The sequence below is a fragment of the Ramlibacter sp. genome, assembly GCA_019635435.1.
Classification (GTDB): Bacteria; Pseudomonadota; Gammaproteobacteria; order Burkholderiales; family Burkholderiaceae_C; genus JAHBZM01.
Map to the genome: position 1 here is coordinate 1 of JAHBZM010000001.1, position 21551 is coordinate 21551.

Genomic DNA, 21551 nt, shown 5'->3' on the forward strand with positions numbered 1-21551 from the left:
CGTGACCGCCGCGCTGCTGGTGCTCAGGGTGCCCACGCTCGTGGTGGCGCGGATCAAGGTCAATCCTGCCGCTGTCAAAGAGTCAGTGAGCGTGAGATTCTGGGCCGTGCTGGGCCCCGTATTGCCAAAGGTGATGACGTACGTGAAGGTCGTGCCAACGGTACCCGTGCTGACGCTGGCCGTCTTGGTGACTCCGAGATCCGCGCTGGTGACGACGCTGTCCGTATCGGCAGCGGAACAGATGCCCGACGTACAGGACGCGGAAGGATTGCTGTTGGCCACCGTGGCCGGCGGCGTGATGGTCGCCACGTTGGTGACCGACGTCTGGGCGTTGGCCAACCCGGGGAAAACGAAAAACAGGCTCAGGCACAGCCAAGCCATCGCCACGAGCATGGCTCGCGCAGACAGCAAATTCAGCCGCGAAAATTGCTTCTCTTCAGAAGCCCCAGAACCATTCAAGAGCCGTCACTCCGACGTTGTTACAAAACCTCTTACACACCGTTACATGGCATGCGCCGAGTCTAGTTCATGACGATTGTTTGTAACAAAACCTTTCTTTTATTGGCGGCAATAAGTGCATTAATTGCGTACAAATTCACATGCCGACATGCAGTACGCAAAGGCTTACGATTTTAGATGCAGAAATGCCGGCTTAAAACAAAAAACCCAGCGGGCATTCCTCACCATGGCACCCTGACCGGCCCCACTGAACGGCGCAGCGCAGCCCCACCGTGCGGACACGGACGAGCGCCCATTTGCCGGCACCCGAACCACCAACGATCAAGCGCCAGCCGATAATGGCGCCATGCCCGCGTATTCATTCGAAGCCCTGGACGCCCAAGGAGACATCCGCCGGGGCGTGATGGAGGCGGACACCATGAAATCGGCACGGAGTTTGCTTAGATCGCAAACTCTGGTCCCTCTGATGGTCGAGCCCGTCAGCGTCAACGGCTCCCCCTCGACGGCCAGCGTCAGCTCGCTCTGGTCGAGGCAGCGCGTCTTCAATGCCACCGGGCTCGCCATCTGGACCCGGCAACTGGCAGGCCTCGTTTCCTCGGGATTGCCCCTGGAACGCGCTCTCACCGCATTGGCGGACGAAGCCGAGAACGAGCCCATGCGCAACCTTGTGGCAAGCCTTCGGGCGGAAGTAAATGCTGGCTCACCATTTGCCAAAGCCCTGGCTCAGCACCCCCGGGACTTTTCAGGAATCTACACGGCCGTCATTGGTGCCGGCGAACAAACGGGCAATCTCGGACTGGTTCTCGAACGGCTGGCGGATGACCTGGAAGAACGCCAGGCCCTCAAGGCCAAACTGATCGGCGCGGCCTTGTATCCGGCCATTGTGACGATGGTCGCCATCGTGATTGTGCTGTTCCTGGTCGGCTATGTGGTCCCGCAAGTGGCCAACGTTTTCGCGGGCACCAAGCGCGCCCTGCCGTTCCTGACGGTGGCCATGCTGGCCATCAGCGATCTGGTTCGCGGGTATGGCTGGCTGATGATCGTCGCCCTGGTATTGGCGGGTACCGTGCTGCGGATCAGCCTCAGGAACGAAGCACTCCGTGAGCGTTTTGATGCGGCATGGCTGGGTATTCCCTTAATCGGCAAATTGTCGCGCGGATACAACGCGACACGCTTCGCAAGCACCCTGGCCATGCTGGCCGCTGCCGGCGTGCCCATTCTCAAGGCCCTGCAGGCAGCCGCCGAGACCCTGAACAACCGCGCCATGCGCGCAGACGCCATGGATGCCCTGGTGCTGGTGCGCGAGGGCGCGCCCCTGGCCTCCGCGCTGGCGCAAAAGAAACGCTTCCCCGGCCTGGTCAGCATGTTTGCGCGGCTGGGCGAGCAGACCGGGCAGCTCCCGCTGATGCTGCAACGCGCCGCCAATCAGCTGGGCACCGAAGTCCAGCGCCGCGCCATGCAACTGGCCACCATTCTGGAGCCCCTGCTGATCGTGGTCATGGGCCTGGTGGTGATGCTGATCGTGCTTGCGGTGCTGCTACCGATCATCCAGCTCAACCAGTGGGTTCGCTGAATGGCCGCCTCGCTGGAGGGCAAGCTGGTCGTGGCGATCTCATCGCGGGCGCTTTTCGATTTCGAGGAAGAAAACCAGATCTTCGAGCAGGGCGATGACCGCGCCTACATGCGGCTGCAGCTTGAAAGGCTTGACCTGCCGGCCAAACCCGGCGTGGCCTTTTCGCTGGTGCGCAAGCTGCTCGCCTTCAACGAAGCGGAGAACCAGCGCGTCGAGGTGGTCATCCTCTCGCGCAACGATCCGGTCTCGGGCATGCGGGTATTCCGCTCGGCCCAACACTATGGCCTTCCCATCGAACGCGGCAGCTTCACCCGCGGCCAGCCGCCCTGGCGCTACCTGCGACCGCTGAACGCCAACCTGTTTCTCTCGACCCACCTGAGCGACGTGCGGGCCGCGCTTGGCGCGGGCGTGCCGGCCGCACAGGTTTACCCCCACTCGGCCCAGGCATCCGACGCCCACCCGCATGAGGTGCGCATCGCCTTTGACGGCGACGCCGTGCTCTTCTCGGACGAGGCGGAGCGCGTGTTCCAGAGCGACGGGCTGGTGGCGTTCCAGCGCCACGAAAAAGACAAGGCCGCGCTGCCCCTGCCCGAAGGCCCTTTCAAGCCGCTGCTCACGGCATTGCACCGGCTGCAGCAGGCCAGCACCCCCCTCATGCGCATCCGCACCGCGCTGGTCACCGCGCGCAGCGCGCCCGCGCATGAGCGCGCCATCCGCACCCTGATGAACTGGAATGTGGACGTTGATGAAGCCATGTTCCTTGGCGGTTTGCCCAAGGGAGAATTCCTGCGCGAATTCGAGCCCGATTTCTTCTTCGACGACCAGACCGGTCATGTGAACGCCGCGGCACGGCACGTCCCCTCGGGCCATGTGGCCAGCGGCGTCTCCAACCCGGGCGACTGAACCCGACGGCTTCAGCGGCGGCTAAGCCCGCTCCGCTACGATGGCCCCGCTCATCAAGGGTCTGAAATGAAATTGCTGTCCAAAATTGCCGCCATCAACGCCCTGGCGCGCAAGGTCCTCGCGCTGTCATCGCCCTACTTCCGGTCTGACGAGAAATGGCGCGCACGCGGCCTGCTCGCAGCCATCATCGCGTTGAACCTGGCCGCCGTGTACATGCTGGTCCAACTCAACGACTGGAACCGCCTGTTCTACGACGCCCTGCAGAACAAGGACCAGACCGTCTTCTGGCAACAGCTGGGGCGCTTCACCTACCTGGCCTTCGCCTTCATCGTGATAGCGGTCTACAAGTTCTACCTCACACAGCTGCTGGAGATGCGCTGGCGCGCCTGGATGACACGCCACTACCTGCAGCGCTGGCTGGCCAACCACGCGTTCTACCGCATGGAACTGGCACGCTTCGCGACCGGGCAGGCCACCCCCGACAACCCGGACCAGCGCATCCAGGAAGACCTGAACCTGTTCACCACCGACACCATCGCGCTGAGCATGGGCCTGCTCAATGCCGTGGTCACGCTGGTGAGCTTTGTCGGCATCCTCTGGTCCCTCAGCGGCGGCTTCTCGTTCAGCTTCAATGGCGGCACCTACGAGATCGCCGGCTTCATGGTGTGGATGGCCGTGCTGTACTGCGTGGTGGGCAGCGTCATCACGCACTACATCGGCCGGCCGCAGATCAAGCTCAACTTCCAGCAGCAACGCTATGAAGCCGACTTCCGCCACCACCTGGTGCGGGTGCGCGAATACAGCGAGGCCATTGCGCTGGACCGGGGCGAGGGCGTGGAACGCCAGCAACTGGACACCCGCTTCACCAGCGTGCTGGCCAACTACCTGCGCCTGCTCAAGGCGCAGAAGAACCTGATCTGGTTCACCAATTTCTTCGGGCAGGCCGCCATCGTCTTTCCCTTTGTGGTGGCGGCGCCGCGCTTTTTCAGCGGTGCCATCCAGCTCGGGCAATTGATGCAGATTGCCTCGGCATTTGGCCGGGTGCAGGACTCGCTGGCCTGGTTCGTGGACAACTACAGCTCGCTGGCCAGCTGGCGCGCCACCACCGACCGCCTGACCAGCTTTGAAGCGGGAATTGTGGGTGTAGTCCAGGATCCACGGGCACATTCTGCTATTGAAAGCGTAGCAAGCGAGGATCAACTGCACACCGCGCAACTCGCGCTGGACCTGCCGGGCGGCGAAGCGCTGCTCGCCGACGTGGCGCTGCGGGCCTCACCCGGCGACACCGTGTTGTTGCAAGGGCCCTCGGGCAGCGGCAAGTCCACGCTGTTTCGCGCGCTGGCAGGCATCTGGCCTTTCGCGCGGGGCCGGATCAGCCGCCCCGCCGACTTTGAGACCGAGGCGATGTTTATCCCCCAGCGCCCGTATTTCCCCCAGGGCCGGTTGCGCGATGCGCTGGCCTACCCGGCTGCGGCCAGCCGCTACACCGACGAGGCGCTGCGCCAGGCCCTGGTCCAGGCCAGGCTCCCCCAGCTGGCGCAACGGCTGGACGACGAGGACGCCTGGGGGCAAAAGCTGTCCGGCGGTGAGCAGCAGCGGCTGGCCATCGCGCGCGTGCTGCTGCGGCAGCCGCGCTGGATCTTTGCCGACGAGGCCACCAGCGCTTTGGACGAGGCCACCGAGCACGATGTGTACGGGAAGCTGCGGGAGCAGGCCCTGTCGCGCAACGGCGCGCTGGTGTCCATCGCGCACCGGCCCGCGGTGGCCAGCTTCCACCAGACCCGCTGGACGCTGGAGCCGCAAGCCGGCGCTGCCGGCGCGGGCTTGCGCCTCAGGACTGAGCAGCCGGGCTAGCCTCCCGGTATTGCCGCCACCCCCGTTCGCGCAACCCGCAGGCGGGGCAGGCGCCGCAGCCATAGCCCCAGTCATGGCGATGCTCGCGGTCTCCCAGATAGCAGGTGTGGGTGTGCTCGACGATCAGCTTGACCAGGCGCTCACCGCCCAGGTCCTGCGCCATTTGCCAGGTGGCCGCCTTGTCGATCCACATCAGTGGCGTCTCGATCACCAGCCGTTTGTCCATGCCCAGTGACAGCGCCAGTTGCATGGCCTTCATGGTGTCGTCGCGGCAGTCCGGGTAGCCCGAATAGTCGGTCTCGCACACGCCGGTCACGATCACCTCCAGCCCGCGCCGGTAAGCCAGCGCGCCCGCCAATGTGAGGAACATCAGGTTGCGGCCCGGCACAAAGGTATTGGGCAACCCGGTCTGCTCCATGGTGAAGGCCATGTCGCGCGTCAGCGAGGTCTCGCTCACCTGGCCCAGCACGCCCAGGTCCAGCAAGTGGTCCTGCCCCAGGCGGGCGCTCCAGGCCGGAAACTGCGCACGCAAAACGGCCAGCACTTTCAGGCGGGCCTGCAGCTCCACGCTGTGGCGTTGCCGGTAGTCGAAGGCGATGGTTTCGACGCGCTGGTACCTGGACAGCGCCTGGGCCAGACAGGTCGTGGAGTCCTGCCCGCCTGAAAACAGGACAAGTGCGGTGGTGTGCATGGGCCGATTTTGCCCCGTCTCGCTGGCCATCCAGCGCTTCAGCGGTGTCCTCGCCGGCAAAGGCTGGTGGCAGAATCGGCCCATTCGCACAGGAGAGTCGCATCTCGGCCTTCACCATCTTCTTCTGCGGCACGGGATCGAACAGCTTCGACTTCGCGCACACCAACTACGTCCAGGGCGAGCTGATTTCAACTTTGGCCAGGCACCACCTTGGCCACGAGTTTGTCGACTGGATCATCGTTGACGGCCCGGGCAGCGGCAACCTGCAGGAAGCCGAGAAATGGGTGCCACCCGGCAACTACTCGGCCATCCGCGGTACCTTGCAGGGCAAGGGCTGGGAAGAAAACGTCAAGCATGCCGTGGCGGTCGTGATCGGCAGCAAGCAGGTGGACCGCCAGGAACACACCCGCAAGGAAGTGAGCCGGCTACGCTCCATGGGCGTCGGGGTCCATGAAGCGCCCGGCAGGCTCTGGGGCACGCGCAAGGTCAACGACCCGTTGCACGTGCGGATCTCCCCCCAGGCGCTGCAGGAGAAAAAGCGGCAGATCCTGCGCAAGAACAAGCCCATTACCTGCATCAACGTGATCGGCTGGAGCCGGGGCGGCGTCACCTGCCACATGTTCGCCAACGCGCTGGCCGAGACCGAAGGCTGGTCGCAGATGCCGGTGAACATCTTCGCCTGTGATCCCGTTCCCGGCGCCGGCCAGTTCGATCTGGAACGCATCCGCCTGCAGGCCAACGTGAATGAATACGTCGCCGTGCTGGCCGCGGACGAGCGCTCACGCGGCTTCACCCCCATCCTGCCGTCACTGGCGCCCGGCACCCGGTTCTTTGTGACCACCATGCCGGGCCGGCACGCCACGCTGGTCGGGAACGCCAGGACCGATGGCGGCGACTCCGGCGTGAATTGCCTGTACGGGCCGGGTCTGGTCACCCGCGATCTCGCGGAAAAATACCTGGCCCGCTGGGGCACGGTGCTCGACAAGCCGCTGCGGCTCACCGACATCGCCATCCTGCAGCGCTATGACGAGATGATCGGCCAGGCCAGCCAGTACCAGGCCATGCAGGCGGTCTCGTACACCAGCTTCACCCAGAAGGGCCCGCGCGCCGTGGGCCGCGGCGACGGCACCTTTGCCGACTTCGCCACCACCTCGCTCCTGCGGGAAGACCGCGTGTTTGTGAACGCGCACCATCGCGCCGTGTTCGCCGCGCGCTACCCGTCGCTGTACCAGCGGCTGTTCGAGAGCGTGCACGCGCCAACCGCCCTGCTGGAGATGCACAAGTTCAACGCCAAAATGATGTACCCGAATCTCTACCGCAGGCTCTTCGGCGTCCGGTAGCAGCCTCTTCGCCACCCGCCGGTCGGCTCAGGCGACGGCGCGGAACCCGTTCCCCACGCCGCGCTGACTTGAAATCGACACAAAAGCCTTTATCATTAGCACTCGATTGAGACGAGTGCTAACACCGCTCGATCTAAAGTTAGCAGGCGCCAACTTCTGTTGGCGCTTCGGATTTCCAACCTCAGTTTCAAAAACAGGAGATGCAATGAAACTTCGTCCTTTGCACGATCGCGTGATCGTCAAGCGCATTGACAGCGAAACCAAGACCGCCTCTGGCATCGTCATTCCCGACGCCGCCGCCGAAAAGCCCGACCAGGGCGAAGTGCTGGCCGTGGGCCCGGGCAAGAAGAACGACAAGGGCGAGATCTCCGCCGTGGGCGTGAAGGTCGGCGACCGTGTGCTGTTCGGCAAGTACAGCGGCCAGACCGTCAAGGTCGACGGCGACGAGCTGCTCGTCATGAAGGAAGAAGACCTGTTCGCGGTCGTCGAGTCCAAGTAATTTTCCCGGGGCGGGCCCGTCACCGCGCAAAGCGCCTGATGGCCCCGACTCATTGATCAAATCATTTTCTGGAGTAAATCAACATGGCAGCAAAAGACGTAGTCTTCGGCGGTGAAGCCCGTGCGCGCATGGTCGAGGGTGTGAACATCCTGGCCAACGCCGTCAAAGTGACCCTGGGCCCCAAGGGCCGCAACGTGGTGCTCGAGCGCTCTTTCGGCGCCCCCACCGTGACCAAGGACGGTGTGTCCGTGGCCAAGGAAATCGAACTCAAGGACAAGCTGCAGAACATGGGCGCGCAGATGGTCAAGGAAGTGGCTTCCAAGACGTCTGACATCGCTGGCGACGGCACCACCACCGCCACCGTGCTGGCCCAGGCCATCGTGCGCGAAGGCATGAAGTACGTGGCCGCCGGCATGAACCCGATGGACCTGAAGCGCGGCATCGACAAGGCTGTCACGGCCCTGGTCGCCGAGCTCAAGAAGGCCTCCAAGGCCACCACCACCTCCAAGGAAATCGCGCAAGTCGGCTCCATCTCGGCCAACAGCGACGAGACCATCGGCAAGATCATTGCCGATGCCATGGACAAGGTCGGCAAGGAAGGCGTGATCACCGTGGAAGACGGCAAGTCGCTGGAATCCGAGCTGGACGTGGTTGAAGGCATGCAGTTCGACCGCGGCTACCTGTCGCCCTATTTCATCAACAACCCCGAAAAGCAGTCCGCCCTGCTGGACAACCCCTTCGTGCTGCTGTTCGACAAGAAGATCAGCAACATCCGTGACCTGCTGCCCGTGCTGGAGCAGGTTGCCAAGGCCGGCCGTCCCCTGCTGATCATTGCCGAAGAAGTCGAGGGCGAAGCCCTGGCGACCCTGGTGGTGAACACGCTGCGCGGCATCCTGAAGGTTGTGGCCGTCAAGGCGCCTGGCTTCGGCGACCGCCGCAAGGCCATGCTGGAAGACATCGCCATCCTGACGGGCGGCAAGGTCATCGCCGAAGAAGTGGGCCTGACGCTCGAGAAGGTCACGCTGGCTGACCTGGGCCAGGCCAAGCGCATCGAAGTGGGCAAGGAAAACACCACCATCATCGACGGCGCCGGCGAAGCCAAGGACATCGAAGCCCGCGTCAAGCAGGTGCGCGTGCAGATCGAGGAAGCCACGTCCGACTACGACCGCGAAAAGCTGCAGGAACGCGTGGCCAAGCTGGCCGGCGGCGTGGCCGTGATCAAGGTTGGCGCTGCCACCGAAGTCGAAATGAAGGAAAAGAAGGCCCGCGTGGAAGACGCCCTGCACGCCACCCGCGCTGCAGTGGAAGAAGGCATCGTGGCCGGTGGTGGCGTGGCGCTGCTGCGCGCCAAGCAGGCGGCTGGCAAGATCGCCGGCGACAACGCCGACCAGGACGCCGGCATCAAGCTGGTGCTGCGCGCCATTGAAGCGCCCCTGCGCGAGATCGTTTACAACGCCGGCGGCGAAGCCTCGGTGGTGGTCAACGCGGTGCTGGGTGGCAAGGGCAACTACGGCTTCAACGCCGCCAACGACACCTACGGCGACATGATCGAGATGGGCATCCTGGACCCGACCAAGGTGACCCGCACGGCCCTGCAGAACGCCGCCTCCGTGGCCTCGCTGATGCTGACGACCGAAGCCATGGTGGCCGAAGCCCCCAAGGAAGAAGCAGCCGGCGGCGCTGGCGGCATGCCTGGTGGCATGGGCGGCATGGGTGGCATGGGCGGCATGGACATGTAATGTCCGCCTGAGCTTCTCGCTCAAAACAAAAGGGCCGCTTGATGCGGCCCTTTTTCATGGCGATGGCTGGGTGGTCAGTCCGTCCACTCGCCCTTGGCGGGCTGCGCCCAGAAATAGACCAGCACGAAAAAGCCGATGCCGGTGATCAGCAGCAGCTGCCACCAGCCGCTGCGGCCGATGTCGTGCAGCCGCCGTGCGCCCACCGCGAGTGCCGGCAGCAACAGCGCCAGCGACACCAGCCCGCTGAGCTTGTCGCTGACCACGCCCGCGGCGACCGAGACCAGGATCTGGAACAGGAAGAACCACCAGTACTCGGGCCGCGAAGCGCGCCCCGAAAAAGTGGCGTATTTGGACAGGCAGACGGATATGGACTGGCCGAAGTTCATGCGTTCTCCTCCTCACAGGGGTGACGTGCCGGGGTGATTCCCGCGGCCATCATAGGCGGGCGGGCGCCCGCGGGCTACCGCAGGCGCTGCAAAAGGCCGGCGGTGGAACTGTCCAGCCCCGCCACGTCGCCCGAGGCCAGCCGCGCCGCAATGTCCCTGGCCAGGACCTTGCCCAGTTCCACGCCCCACTGGTCAAAGCTATTGAGACCCCACAGCGAGCCGCTCACAAAGACACGATGTTCCTGCAGGGCCAGCAGGGCCCCCAGGCTCGCGGGCGTCAAGGCCTCGAGCAACAGGAAGGTGCTGGGCCGGTTGCCGGGAAAGTCCCGGTGGCCGCCGGCATCGGCCTGGCCCTGCATCAGCGCCTGGGCCTGGGCCAGCGCATTGGCCAGCAGCAGGCCATGGTGCCCTTGCAGCGCATGCGCGGCCTGGCGCACCGCCACGAACTCCACCGGCACGACGTCCGTGCCCTGGTGCAGCATCTGGAAGTAGGCATGCTGGCCGTTGGTGCCCGGCTCCCCCCACAGCACGGGCGAGGTCTGGGCCTCCAGCGCATCGCCGTTCAGGCCCACGCGCTTGCCGTTGCTCTCCATCTCCAGTTGCTGCAGGTAGGCCGGCAGGCGCTGCAGCGCGCTGTGATACGGCGCGATGCAGCGGCTGCTGAAGCCGTGGAAGTTGCGGTACCAGACATCCAGCAGGCCCAGTTGCATGGGCAGGTTCTGCGCGAGCGGCGTGGTCGCAAAATGCTGGTCCATGGCATGGGCGCCGGCCAGCAGTTCCTCGAAGCGCTGCGCGCCAATGGCGATCGCCAGCGGCAGGCCAATGGACGACCACAGCGAATAGCGCCCCCCCACCCAGTCCCAGAACCCGAAGGTGGTCTGGATGCCGAACTCGGCCGCGGCCGCCACGTTGGTGGTCAGCGCGGCGAAATGCCGCGCCGTGTCGCGCCCGCCCTGCGCCTCGAACCAGCGCCGGGCCGAGTGCGCATTGGTCATGGTTTCAATGGTGGTGAAGGTCTTGGACGCGATCAGGAACAGCGTGCTGTGGGGCTGGACCTGCGCCAGCACCGCGGCCAGCTCGTGGCCGTCCACGTTCGAGACAAAATGAAAACGCTTGCCTGGCAGCACAAACTCCGCCAGCGCGCGCACCGCCATCTGCGGCCCCAGGTCCGAGCCACCGATGCCGATGTTCACCACGTCGGTGATGGCGGCGTCGGCGCGCACCGACTCGGCATAGGCCAGCATGGCCTGGCGCGTGGCCAGCACCTCGGGCCAGGCGTCTGCTACGGTTTTGCTAGCGCCCTGTGCCCGCCCCGCCTGGACTACAGCCGGATTTCGCAACAAAAAGTGCATCACGGCGCGGTTTTCGGTGGTGTTGATGGCCTCGCCCGCGAACATGGCGTCGCGGTGCTGTTCCACACCGCATTCCCGCGCCATGGCCATCAGCAAGGCCCGGGCTTCGCCATCGATCAGGTTCTTGGAAAGATCGGCAAACACGTGCGGCGCCTGCAGGCTGAAGCCGGCAAACCGGCCCGGGTCCGCGGCAAAGGCGTCGCGCAGGTCAAAGTCGCGGCCGCGCCCGTAGAAATGGGTCTGCAAGGCGGCCCAGGCGGCTGTGTGGTCGCAGCGCGGGCGTTCCATGAGAGCCTGGTTCATGCGGCCAGCATGAGTTGTTCGAGCTTGACCGCGTCGGCGGCGAAAGCGCGGATACCCTCCGCGAGCTTCTCGGTGGCCATGGCGTCCTCGTTGAGCGCGTAGCGAAAGCCCGCTTCGTCAAAATTCACCGGCGCCAGGTCCATGGCCTTGGTGGCCTGCGCGTCCAGCGCGCGCGGCAGCGGCGCATCGCTCGCGGCCAGCGTGGCCAGCAGCTCCGGACTGATGGTCAGCAGGTCGCAGCCCGCCAGCGCCACAATCTGCCCGGCATTGCGAAAGCTCGCGCCCATCACCTCGGTCTGGATGCCGAAGTGCTTGTAGTGGTTGTAGATCTGGTGCACCGACTTGACCCCCGGGTCGTTGGCGCCGGCGCTTGCCGCCTCGTCCCAGGCCGCGCCGGCCGACTTCTTGTACCAGTCATAGATGCGGCCCACAAAGGGCGAGATGAGCTGCACCTTGGCCTGCCCGCAGGCAATGGCCTGGCAGAACGAGAACAGCAGCGTGAGGTTGGTGTGGATGCCGCGCTGCTCCAGCCGCGCCGCGGCCTGGATGCCCTCCCAGGTGGCCGCCACCTTGATCAGCACCCTGTCCACCGGCACGCCCTCGGCCTGGTACAGCTCGATGATGCGTTCGCCGCGGGTGAAAGTGGCATTGGCGTCAAAGCTCAGCCGCGCATCCACCTCGGTCGAGACCCTGCCGGGAATGATCGACAGGATTTCGCGGCCAAACCGCACCAGCAGCCGGTCCATCACTTCATCCAGCGCCCGCCCCTTGAAGCGCGCCACGGTGTCCTTGAGCAGGGGCTGGTACTCCGGCTTTTGCACCGCCTTGAGGATCAGCGACGGGTTGGTGGTGGCGTCCTGAGGCTGGAAGCGGGTCAGCTGGTGGAAGTCCCCGGTGTCGGCCACCACGGTGGTGAATTGCTTGAGCGCGTCGAGTTGGTTCATGGATTGATTATCGGGTTTGGCTCCGCGCGCAGGTACGTCGGTGTTACCGGCGCCGGTAACCAGGCCGGTCAATTTTAGTAAAACCATGAAACTAAGTTACATTACCGGTTCACTTTCGTTTGATCACCATGAGTTTTGACCTTGTCCTGTTTGGCGGCACGGGCGACCTGGCCTGGCGCAAGCTGATGCCCGCGCTGTTCCAGGCCTTCCGCCACGGCTCGCTGCCTGCGGGCGGCCGCATCATCGGCGTGGCGCGGGATGACCTGAGCGACGCCCAGTACCGCGAGCTGATCCAGGCCCGCTTTGACCATGTGGAAGGCGCCAAGCGACCCACGGCCGAGGAGTTCGAGCGCTTTGCCGCGCTCTTGCACTTTGTGCGCATGGACCTGTCGCAACCGCAGGACTACGCCCGCCTGGCCGCCACGCTGCGCGAACGCGAGGCCGCCACCGTGGTGATGTACCTCGCCACCGCCCCGTCACTGTTCACGGCCGTGTGCGAGCAGCTCGCGGTGGCGGGCCTGAACACGGCGCAGACCCGCATCGTGCTGGAAAAGCCGCTGGGCCACGACCTGGCCTCCAACCGCGCCATCAACGAGAGCGTGCGCCAGGCCTTCAGCGAGCGGCAGGTCTTCCGCATCGACCATTACCTGGGCAAGCCCTCGGTGCAGAACCTGTTTGCGCTGCGCTTTGGCAACGCGCTGTTCGAGCCGCTGTGGCGCCGCGAGACCATCGCCAACATCCAGATCACCATTGCCGAGGACCTGGGCGTGGAAAAGCGCGGCGCCTTCTACGACAGCACCGGCGCGCTGCGCGACATGGTGCAGAACCATGCGCTGCAGCTGGTCTGCGCCATCGGCATGGAGCCGCCCATCAATGCCCATGCCGACGCCATCCGCGACGAAAAGCTCAAGGTGCTGCGCTCGCTCAAGGCCTGGACGCCCGAGACACTGGCGCAGCACACCATCCGCGGCCAGTACGGCGCCGGCAACCCCAATGGCACGCCGGTGCCGGCCTACCGTGATGAACCGGGCGTGGACCCGCAAAGCCGCACCGAGACCTTTGTGGCGCTGCGCGCCGAGATTGCCAACTGGCGCTGGGCCGGCGTGCCCTTCTACATTCGCACCGGCAAGCGGCTGGCCGCGCGCGATGCCCGCATCGTGGTGAACTTCAGGCCCGCGCCGCATGCGATCTTCCGCTCGCCGGCAGGCGCCGCCAACAGCCTGGTGATCAACCTGCAGCCGCGCGACGGACTCGAGCTGCACCTGCTGGCCCAGGGCCAGGACAACCGGCAGGCCGATCGCGCGGCGCCGCTGTCGCTGGCGCCGGTGCACCTGGACCTGGACTTTGACAAGCGCTTTGGCTCCGAGCGGGTGGGCGCCTACGAGCGCCTGCTGCTCGATGTGATCGACGGGCGGCTCAACCTGTTTGTGCGCAGCGACGAGCAGGAAGAGGCCTGGCGCTGGGTGGAGCCGGTGATGGAACACTGGCGCACCGACGCGGCGGGGCCGCGCAGCTACGCCGCGGGCACCTGGGGCCCGAGCGCGTCCAGCGCCATGATCGCGCGCGACGGCTTTTGCTGGAGCGAGGAATGCTAGACCGCATCAAGGCCTCCCTGCCCTCGCTGGCCCCGGCGGAGCAGCGCGTGGGGCGGTTGGTGCTGGCCGACCCGCGCGCCTTTGCCAACCTGCCCGTGGGTGAGCTGGCCGAGCGGGCCCACGTGAGCAAGCCCACGGTCATCCGCTTTTGCCGCAGCGTGGGCTACGACGGGCTCAGCGACTTCAAGCTCAAGCTGGCGGGAAGCGTGAGCGAGGGCGTGCCCTTCATCCACCGCAGCGTGGACGTGGACGACAAGACCGGCGACGTGCTGGTCAAGGTGATCGACAACGCGGTGGCGGCCTTCCTCAAGTACCGCAATGACGCCTCCACCTTCGCCATCGAGAAGGCCGTCGAGGCGCTGGCCGCCACCTACAAGACCGGGCGGCGCATCGAGTTCTATGGCGCGGGCAATTCGGGCATCGTGGCGCAGGACGCGCAGCACAAGTTCTTCCGGCTGGGCGTGAACACCATCGCCTACAGCGACGGCCACATGCAGGTGATGAGCGCCTCCATGCTGAGCCCGGGCGACTGCGTGGTGGTGATCTCCAATTCAGGCCGCACGCGCGACCTGATGGACGCCTGCGACATCGCGCGCAAGAACGGCGCGACCACCATCGTCATCACCGCCACGGGCTCGCCACTGGCCTCGGCCGGACACATCCACCTGGCCGCCGACCACCCCGAGGGCTACGACCGCTACAGCCCCATGGTGTCGCGCCTGCTGCACCTGATGATCATCGACGTGCTGGCCACCACCGTGGCCCTGCGCATTGGCGGGGCCCGCCTGCAGCCGCTGCTGCGCGAGATGAAAAACAACCTGCGCAACAAGCGTTATGCATGAAAAGTGGCTGGAGTCCAGAGCGGGCGGCCACTTTGTGCTACCAAACCAATAGCAGTCAGATCCGGTTTTCCTCGACCGCGTGGCAGGCGATCTTGACGCCGGCCAGGCTCAGCAGGGCCGGGCGCTCGGTCCGGCAGCGGTCGTTGGCATGCGGGCAGCGCGGGTGGAAGGTGCAGCCCGGCGGCGGGTTCAGCGGGTTGGGCACCTCGCCGCTGACCGGGGTGCGCGCGCGGCCGGTGTCGTGCATCTTGGGGATGGCATCGAGCAGCATGCGCGTGTAGGGGTGGCGCGGGTTGTCAAACAATTCGTGCTTGGGCGCCACCTCGACCAGCCGGCCCAGGTACATCACCCCGACCTCGTCGCTCACATGGCGCACCACCGCCAGGTTGTGCGAGATGAACAGGTAGGTCAGGCCGCGCTCGCGCTGCAGGTCCTTCATGATGTTGAGCACCTGCGCCTGCACGCTCACGTCCAGCGCGCTGGTGGGTTCGTCGCAGACCAGGAACTCGGGCTCGGTGGCCAGCGCGCGCGCGATCGAGATGCGCTGGCGCTGGCCGCCGCTGAACTGGTGCGGGTACTTGACCATGTCCTGCGCGCTCAGGCCCACCGATTCCAGCAGCTGCCCCACGCGGGCCTTGAGCTCGGCCGCGTCGGTGATGATGCGGTGCTCGCGCAGCGGCTCGCCAATGATGTCCTCGACCAGCCAGCGCGGGTTGAGGCTGGCATACGGGTCCTGGAAGATCATCTGCACGCGCCGGCGCAGCGCCAGCCCGCCGGGCGACTTGAACGCCGCATGGGCGTCCTGCCCGTCGAACGTGAGGCCGCCGCGCGTGGGCTCGTACAGGCCCACCAGCAGGCGCGCGACGGTGCTCTTGCCGCAGCCCGACTCGCCCACCAGCGCCAGCGTCTTGCCACGCTCGATCTCGAAGCTCACGCCGTCCACGGCATGCAGCAGCTGGCGCGGCTTGCGCTCGATCACCCGGTTGAGCCAGGGCGCGGAGACGTCAAAGGTCTTGGCCAGGTCCTGGGCCTGGACCAGTGGCGGGGTCGCCTGTGTCAGCGTGCTCATGGCGCACCTCCCGCGTCCTGCAGCCAGCAGGCCGCGCGGGTCACACCGGCGTCCAGCAGGTCCGGCCGCTCCCGCGTGCAGCGATCAAACACCTGGGGGCAGCGCGGGTTGTAGGCACAGCCCGCGGGAATGGCGTTCAGGCGGGGCATGGCGCCGTCGATCTGGTTGAGGCGCTCGCGGTCCACGCTCATGTCGGGAATGGCGGCCATCAGGCCGGCGGTGTAGGGGTGGGCCGGGTGGTTGATGACCTCGTGCACGGGGCCGATCTCGGCAATGCGCCCGGCGTACATCACGGCCACGCGGTCGCAGGTTTCGGCAATCACGCCCATGTCGTGGGTGATCAGCATGACCGCGGCGCCGCGCTCGTGGCAGATGCGCTTGAGCAGCTGGATGATCTGGGCCTGGATGGACACATCAAGCGCCGTGGTGGGCTCGTCGGCCACGATCAGCTTGGGCTCGGCCGCCAGGGCCAGCGCGATCACCACGCGCTGGCGCATGCCGCCCGAGAACTGGTGCGGGTACTGGTCGATGCGCTGGGCCGCGGCCGGGATGCCGGTGTCCTCCAGCAAACCAATCGCGCGCTTGCGCGCTTCGGCGGCGGTCACGGGCAAATGGGTCTGGATGGTCTCGGTGAGCTGGCGGCCAATGGTATACAGCGGATTCAGCGAGGTCAGCGGGTCCTGGAAGATCGCGCCAATGCGCCGGCCGCGGATGTGGCGCATCTGCTCGTAGGGCAGGTTGTCGATGCGCTGGCCTTCCAGCAGGATCTGGCCGCTGGCGACGCGCCCCGGCGGCTCCAGCAGGCCGATGATGGCGGCGCCGGTCAGCGACTTGCCCGCGCCCGACTCACCGACCACGCCGAGGATTTCTCCGGGGGCGATGGCAAAGGAAATGTCGTCCAGCGCGCGCAGCGTGCCGCGGCGGTTGGGGAATTCGACAACGAGGTTGTTGACTTGAAGAAGACTCATGGGGGCCTAGCGCAGTCTCGGGTTGAGCGCATCGCGCAGCCAGTCGCCCAGCAGGTTGACCGACAGGGCAATGGCAATCAGCATCAGGCCGGGGAAGATCGTGATCCACCACTCGCCCGAGAACATGTAGTCGTTGCCCACGCGGATCAGCGTGCCGAGCGACGGCGAGGTGGGCGGCACGCCCACGCCCAGGAACGACAGCGTGGCCTCGGTGATGATGGCCGTGGCCACCTGGATGGTGGCCAGCACCAGCACCGGCCCCATCACATTGGGCAGCACATGCCGGCGCATGATGCCCAGCGCGCTCACGCCCGTGATGCGCGCCGCCTGTACGTATTCCTTGTTGCGCTCCACCAGCGTGGCGCCACGCACCGTGCGCGCGTACTGGACCCAGCCCTGCGCCCCCATGGAGATCGACAGGATCAGCACGGTCAGGGCCACGGCGTTGCCCGCATGGGGAAACATGGCGCGCCCCACGCCGGCGATCAGCAGCGCCACCAGAATGGCCGGGAAAGACGCCATCACGTCGCAGATGCGCATCAGCGTGGCGTCAATCCAGCCGCCGCGAAAGCCCGCCAGCAACCCCAGCGACACGCCCACGAGCGTGGACAGCACCACGGAGGCCACGCCCACGATCAGGGACACGCGGGCGCCATACATCAGGGCCGAGAGGATGTCGCGGCCCTGGTCATCGGTGCCCAGCAGGTATTTGCGGCTGCCCAGTTCGGACCAGGCCGGCGGCAGGCGCGCGTCGCTGAGCTCCAGCGTGGTCAGGTCGAACGGGTTGTGCGGCGCGACCCAGCCGGCGAACACCGAGCAGAACACGCAGACAAAGGCAATCAGCGCCGCCACGATGGCCACCGGCGATGTCCGGAAGCTGTGGCCCACGTCACTGTCGAACCAGCGGGCAAGAGTTTGTTTCATGGGGGGAACTGCAAATGATCAGGGGCGCCCTGCGGCTTGTGGCCGCGCGCGGGCGCCCCGGCAGGAGTCAGCTTACTTCTTGATGCTGATCCACTTGAACGGCATGCGGTTGTCCGCCGCCTGAACCAGCTCCACCTTCTTGCTCAGGCCCCAGGCCAGAGCCTGCTGGTGCAGCGGCAGGTGGCCAATGTCGGCCGAATGCAGGTCAAAGGCTTCCTTGATCATCGCGTTGCGCTTGGTCTTGTCGGTCTCGGACTGGATCAGCTTGGTGAGCTCGGTCACGCGCGCATTGCAGTAGCTGCCCAGGTTGAACTGGCCCGTGCCCTTGTCGTCCGGGCAGGCCATGAGGGCATTCAGCGCGTTGTGGGCATCGTAGGTGCCCGGCGTCCAGCCCAGCATGTAGAAGCTGGTGTCACGGCGCAGCACCTTGGGGAAGTAGGTGCCCTTGGTTTCAGCCGCGAGGTTGATCTTGACGTTGATGCGCGACAGGTTGGCGGCCACGGCCTGGCAGATCCGCGCGTCGTTGACGTAGCGGTCGTTCGGGCAGTTCATGGTCACTTCAAAGCCGTTCGGGTAGCCGGCTTCGGCCAGCAGCTTCTTCGAGGCCTCGGGGTCGTAGGGCAGGCGCTTGTTCTGCTCGGCCGTGAAACCGTTGATGCCGGGGCCGACCATCAGCGCGGTGGGGTTGGAGGCGCCGCGCATCACGGTCTTCTTGATGCCCTCGATGTCGATGGCCTGGTAGAAGGCCTGGCGCACGCGCTTGTCCTTGAACGGGTTCTTGCCCTTCACGTTCGAGTAGAGCAGCTCGTCACGCTTCTGGTCCATGCCCAGGAAGATGGTGCGCAACTCGGGGCCGGCCAGCACGCGCGCGTTGGGCGCGGCGTTGATGCGGTCGATGTCCTGCACCGGCACCGGCTCCATCACGTCGACCTCGCCCGACAGCAGGGCAGCAACGCGCGTGGCGTCATTGCCGATGGGGGTGAAGATCACCTCCTGCACATTGCCGTCAATCTTGCCCCAGTAGTTGCCGTTGCGCACAAAAGTGGAGCGCACATTGGGCTGGCGCTCGCGCAGGCGGTAGGCGCCCGTGCCGTTGGCGCGGAACGAGGCTGCGTTCTCGATGCCCTTGCGGCGGTCCACCGGCTTGGTCGCCTGGTTGGTCTCGCACCACTTCTTGCTCATGATGTAGACCAGCGAGATCACGTCGGGCAGGATGGGGAACGGGGTCTTGGTCTCGATCTCGACCGTGAAGTCATCGATCTTGCGCACTTCCTTGAAGTCGTTGGTGTAGCTCTTCATGTCCGAGCCATCGACCTGGGTGCGGGCAAACGAGAACAGCACATCGTCGGCCGTGAACGGGGTTCCGTCATGGAATTTGACGCCCTTGCGCAGCTCGAAGCGCCAGACCGTGGGCGAGGTCTGCTTCCACGAAGTGGCCAGCGCAGGCGCAAGGCTCAGGTCCTTGTTGCGGTCCACCAGCGGTTCATAGATGTTGCCGGTCACGCTCAACTGCAGCGACTCGTTGAGCGAATGCGGGTCCATGGACAGCGAGTCACCCTGGTTGGCAATGCGCACGGTCTGCGCAGACACGGCCACGCTGGTGGCGGCCACCGCGCAGAAGACGGCGGCAGTCAAGAGGTTGGTTTTGAATTTCATCGATGGCTCCTTGTGGAAGGGATGATGTTGTCAGGGTTGGAAACGCGGGGTAGAGGGGAACTACTGCCCCGCCAGCGGCAGGGACTGTTCAATCAGGCCGGCATGCAGCGCCGAGCCCAGGGGAAGGATGTCGTCATTGAAATCAAAGCGGCTGTTGTGCAGGAAGCAGCTGCCCTCGCCACCCTGGCCAATGCGCAGGTAGGCGCCGGGCTTGACCTGCAGCATGAACGAAAAATCCTCGGCGCCCATGCTGGGCTCCATGTCGCGCACCACGTGCTCGGCCCCGAGGATGGATTCGGCCACGTCGGCCGCGAACATGGCTTCGCGCGGCGTGTTGAGCGTGGCCGGGTAGATGCGTTCGTACTTCACCGTGGCCGTGGCCCCGAAGCCCAGCGCCACGGCGGTGCACAGTTCATTGAGCCGGCGCTCGACCAGGGCCTGCACTTCGGGCTTGAAGGTGCGCACGGTGCCCACCAGTGTGGCCTTGCCCGGGATCACGCTCATGGCGCCCAGGTCACCCGCCTGCATGGCGCACAGGCTGATCACGGCGCCATCGATCGGGCGAACATTGCGCGACACAATGCTCTGCACCGCAGTAATGATGTGGCCCGCCACCAGCACCGGGTCGATCGTGAGATAGGCATGCGCGCCATGGCCGCCGCGCCCTGTGATTTCAATCGTGATGCGGTCGGCGGCCGCCATCATCGGCCCGGGGTTGATGCCCACGGTGCCCGGCTGCATGGCCGGCCAGTTGTGCATGGCATAGACAGCCTCGGCCGGGAAGCGCTCGAACAGGCCGTCTTCAATCATGGCCTTGGCGCCGGCAAACCCTTCTTCGCCGGGCTGGAAGATTAGCACGGCCGTGCCGTCGAACTGCCGCGTCTCGGCCAGATAGCGCGCTGCGCCCACCAGCATGGTGACGTGGCCATCGTGCCCACAGCCGTGCATCATGCCGGGGTGGGTGGACTTCCAGGGGAAGTCGTTGTGTTCGGTCATGGTCAGTGCGTCCATGTCGGCACGCAGGCCGATCATTCGCCCGCTGGTGTTGGTCCGGCCCTTGATCAGGGCCACCACGCCGGTCTTGCCAATGCCTTCATGAACCTCGTCCACGCCGCACAGCTTGAGCGCCTGCTTGACGCGGCCCGAGGTGTAGACCTCCTCGAAGCCCAGTTCGGGATGCGCATGCAGGTCGCGCCGCAATGCCGTGAGCTCGGGGTGATAAGCCGCAATGTGCGAGAACGCGCGGCCGCTGGCCTTGAGTCGACCGGGTGTGGGCGGCAACAGCATCAGTGCCCCCCCGCCTTGCCCAGGCGCAGACGCGGGTCCACGGCAAAGTACAGCAGGTCAACCACGAGGTTGATGATGACGAAGATCAGCGCAATCAGGCAGAGATAGGCCGCCATGACCGGGATGTCGGCAAAGGTGACCGCCTGGATGAACAGCAGGCCCATGCCGGGCCACTGGAACACCGTTTCGGTGATGATGGCGAACGCGATCAGGCCCCCGAGCTGCAGGCCCGTGATGGTCATGACCGGCACCAGCGTGTTCTTCAGGGCATGGCCGAAGTGGATGGCACGGTTGGACAGGCCCCGTGCGCGCGCGAACTTGATGTAGTCGGTGCGCAGCACCTCCAGCATCTCGGCGCGCACCAGCCGCATGATCAGGGTCAGCTGGAAGATGGCCAGGGTCACGGCCGGCAGGAAGATGTGGTGCCAGCCCTTGGCCTTGAGCAGCCCGGTGGTCCACCAGCCGATCTGCAGCGTTTCGCCACGCCCGAAACTGGGGAACCAGCCCAGTTGAACGGCAAACACCAGAATGAGCAGGATGCCGATGAAGAACGTGGGCAGCGACACGCCGAGCAGCGAGATGGTCATGAACACCTGGCTCAGGAAAGTGCCACGGCGCAGCGCAGAATAAACGCCCATCGGGATGCCGATCACCAGCGCCATGATGGCCGCCACCAGCGACAGCTCAAAGGTGGCAGGGAAGCGCTCCGAGATGAGCCGCGAGACCTTGGCGCCCTGGCGCAGGCTGAGGCCGAACTCGCCCTGGGCCGCATTGACCAGGAAATGCCAGAACTGGATGAAAAATGGCTTGTCCAGCCCCAGATCGGCGCGCAGCTCGCGGATCTGCTGGGGCGAGGCATCCTGCCCCAGCAGGAAGACCACCGGGTCCCCCACGTACTGGAAAAGCAGGAATGCGATGAAAGCGACCGCGACCATCACGATCACGGCCTGGATCAGGCGGCGCAGAATAAAAGCGAGCATTCGAATTGGAGAAGCCGGGAGGCCGATGCTAGCAGAGCAAGCAACGTGCCGGCACAGGGATTTCCTTTAGGTTTAAAGGAAATTTTTCCTGCGCTCGGCCACGCGCATCACGCGTGGGCGTCGGCGCCCGGGCTTTCGCGACACACCATGAAAAAAGCCGCCCGAAGGCGGCTTTTGGAAACTTCGC

19 protein-coding genes are annotated in these 21551 nt (G+C 65.5%); 8 read left to right on the plus strand and 11 right to left on the minus strand.

All coding sequences use genetic code 11. The features are described 5' to 3' along the window. A partial coding sequence (locus KF796_00005; protein ID MBX3584998.1) for a DUF11 domain-containing protein occupies positions 1-459 on the minus strand: 459 nt, incomplete at its 3' end. Between the two features lie 346 nt (positions 460-805). On the opposite strand from KF796_00005, the gene gspF reads away from it, so the two are divergent. The 3 genes from gspF to KF796_00020 all read left to right on the plus strand — a co-directional run bounded on the left by gspF (position 806) and on the right by KF796_00020 (position 4789). Further along, positions 806-2032 carry a type II secretion system inner membrane protein GspF gene (gene gspF / locus KF796_00010; GenBank protein ID MBX3584999.1) on the plus strand — a complete coding sequence of 409 codons (1227 nt, stop codon included), beginning with the start codon at positions 806-808 and terminating at the stop codon, positions 2030-2032. Further along, positions 2033-2935: a 5'-nucleotidase gene (locus tag KF796_00015; GenBank protein ID MBX3585000.1), complete on the plus strand. Its 903-nt coding sequence runs from the start codon at positions 2033-2035 to the stop codon at positions 2933-2935. Between the two features lie 66 nt (positions 2936-3001). Continuing rightward, positions 3002-4789: an ABC transporter ATP-binding protein/permease gene (locus KF796_00020; GenBank protein ID MBX3585001.1), complete on the plus strand. Its 1788-nt coding sequence runs from the start codon at positions 3002-3004 to the stop codon at positions 4787-4789. Here the strand turns inward: KF796_00020 and queC are convergent. Beyond that, entirely contained in the window at positions 4767-5480 is a 714-nt protein-coding gene (gene queC / locus KF796_00025; GenBank protein ID MBX3585002.1) for a 7-cyano-7-deazaguanine synthase QueC, read from the minus strand. The two genes, KF796_00020 and queC, sit on opposite strands and share 23 nt — an antisense overlap. A gap of 44 nt (positions 5481-5524) precedes the next feature. On the opposite strand from queC, the gene KF796_00030 reads away from it, so the two are divergent. The 3 genes from KF796_00030 (at position 5525) to groL (ending at position 9058) form a co-directional block, all read left to right on the plus strand. Next, positions 5525-6820 carry a hypothetical protein gene (locus KF796_00030; protein MBX3585003.1) on the plus strand — a complete coding sequence of 432 codons (1296 nt, stop codon included), beginning with the start codon at positions 5525-5527 and terminating at the stop codon, positions 6818-6820. A 205-nt stretch (positions 6821-7025) separates the two neighbouring features. After that, a complete protein-coding gene (locus KF796_00035) occupies positions 7026-7319 on the plus strand; it encodes a co-chaperone GroES (protein MBX3585004.1) in 294 nt (97 codons plus the stop codon). 83 nt (positions 7320-7402) lie between these two features. Further along, entirely contained in the window at positions 7403-9058 is a 1656-nt protein-coding gene (gene groL, locus KF796_00040) for a chaperonin GroEL (protein ID MBX3585005.1), read from the plus strand. A 74-nt stretch (positions 9059-9132) separates the two neighbouring features. Here groL and KF796_00045 read toward each other — a convergent pair whose 3' ends face one another. From KF796_00045 to tal, 3 genes are all read right to left on the minus strand, one after another. Next, on the minus strand, positions 9133-9444 hold the full coding sequence (locus KF796_00045) for a DUF805 domain-containing protein (GenBank protein ID MBX3585006.1): 312 nt from the start codon (positions 9442-9444) through the stop codon (positions 9133-9135). A gap of 74 nt (positions 9445-9518) precedes the next feature. Beyond that, the gene (pgi, locus tag KF796_00050) at positions 9519-11084 is read right to left on the minus strand and encodes a glucose-6-phosphate isomerase (GenBank protein MBX3585007.1); all 1566 of its coding nucleotides are present in this window, start codon (positions 11082-11084) and stop codon (positions 9519-9521) included. Between the two features lie 11 nt (positions 11085-11095). After that, positions 11096-12043, minus strand: a complete 948-nt coding sequence (gene tal / locus KF796_00055) for a transaldolase (GenBank protein ID MBX3585008.1) — start codon at positions 12041-12043, stop codon at positions 11096-11098. 128 nt (positions 12044-12171) lie between these two features. On the opposite strand from tal, the gene zwf reads away from it, so the two are divergent. Both zwf and KF796_00065 read left to right on the plus strand, forming a co-directional pair. Further along, positions 12172-13638: a glucose-6-phosphate dehydrogenase gene (zwf, locus tag KF796_00060; GenBank protein MBX3585009.1), complete on the plus strand. Its 1467-nt coding sequence runs from the start codon at positions 12172-12174 to the stop codon at positions 13636-13638. After that, positions 13632-14480 carry an SIS domain-containing protein gene (locus tag KF796_00065; GenBank protein ID MBX3585010.1) on the plus strand — a complete coding sequence of 283 codons (849 nt, stop codon included), beginning with the start codon at positions 13632-13634 and terminating at the stop codon, positions 14478-14480. The genes zwf and KF796_00065 overlap by 7 nt, the downstream gene beginning before the upstream one ends. A gap of 55 nt (positions 14481-14535) precedes the next feature. Here KF796_00065 and KF796_00070 read toward each other — a convergent pair whose 3' ends face one another. The 6 genes from KF796_00070 to KF796_00095 all read right to left on the minus strand — a co-directional run bounded on the left by KF796_00070 (position 14536) and on the right by KF796_00095 (position 21364). After that, a complete protein-coding gene (locus tag KF796_00070) occupies positions 14536-15549 on the minus strand; it encodes a dipeptide ABC transporter ATP-binding protein (GenBank protein ID MBX3585011.1) in 1014 nt (337 codons plus the stop codon). Further along, the gene (locus KF796_00075; protein ID MBX3585012.1) at positions 15546-16517 is read right to left on the minus strand and encodes an ABC transporter ATP-binding protein; all 972 of its coding nucleotides are present in this window, start codon (positions 16515-16517) and stop codon (positions 15546-15548) included. Before KF796_00075 ends, KF796_00070 begins: the two co-directional genes overlap by 4 nt. Positions 16518-16523: 6 nt before the next feature. Then, the gene (locus tag KF796_00080) at positions 16524-17441 is read right to left on the minus strand and encodes an ABC transporter permease (GenBank protein ID MBX3585013.1); all 918 of its coding nucleotides are present in this window, start codon (positions 17439-17441) and stop codon (positions 16524-16526) included. Positions 17442-17513: 72 nt separating this feature from the next. Further along, a complete protein-coding gene (locus tag KF796_00085) occupies positions 17514-19097 on the minus strand; it encodes an ABC transporter substrate-binding protein (protein MBX3585014.1) in 1584 nt (527 codons plus the stop codon). A 60-nt stretch (positions 19098-19157) separates the two neighbouring features. Further along, the gene (locus KF796_00090) at positions 19158-20384 is read right to left on the minus strand and encodes an amidohydrolase (GenBank protein MBX3585015.1); all 1227 of its coding nucleotides are present in this window, start codon (positions 20382-20384) and stop codon (positions 19158-19160) included. Then, on the minus strand, positions 20384-21364 hold the full coding sequence (locus KF796_00095) for an ABC transporter permease (protein MBX3585016.1): 981 nt from the start codon (positions 21362-21364) through the stop codon (positions 20384-20386). Before KF796_00095 ends, KF796_00090 begins: the two co-directional genes overlap by 1 nt. Positions 21365-21551: the final 187 nt, after the last annotated feature.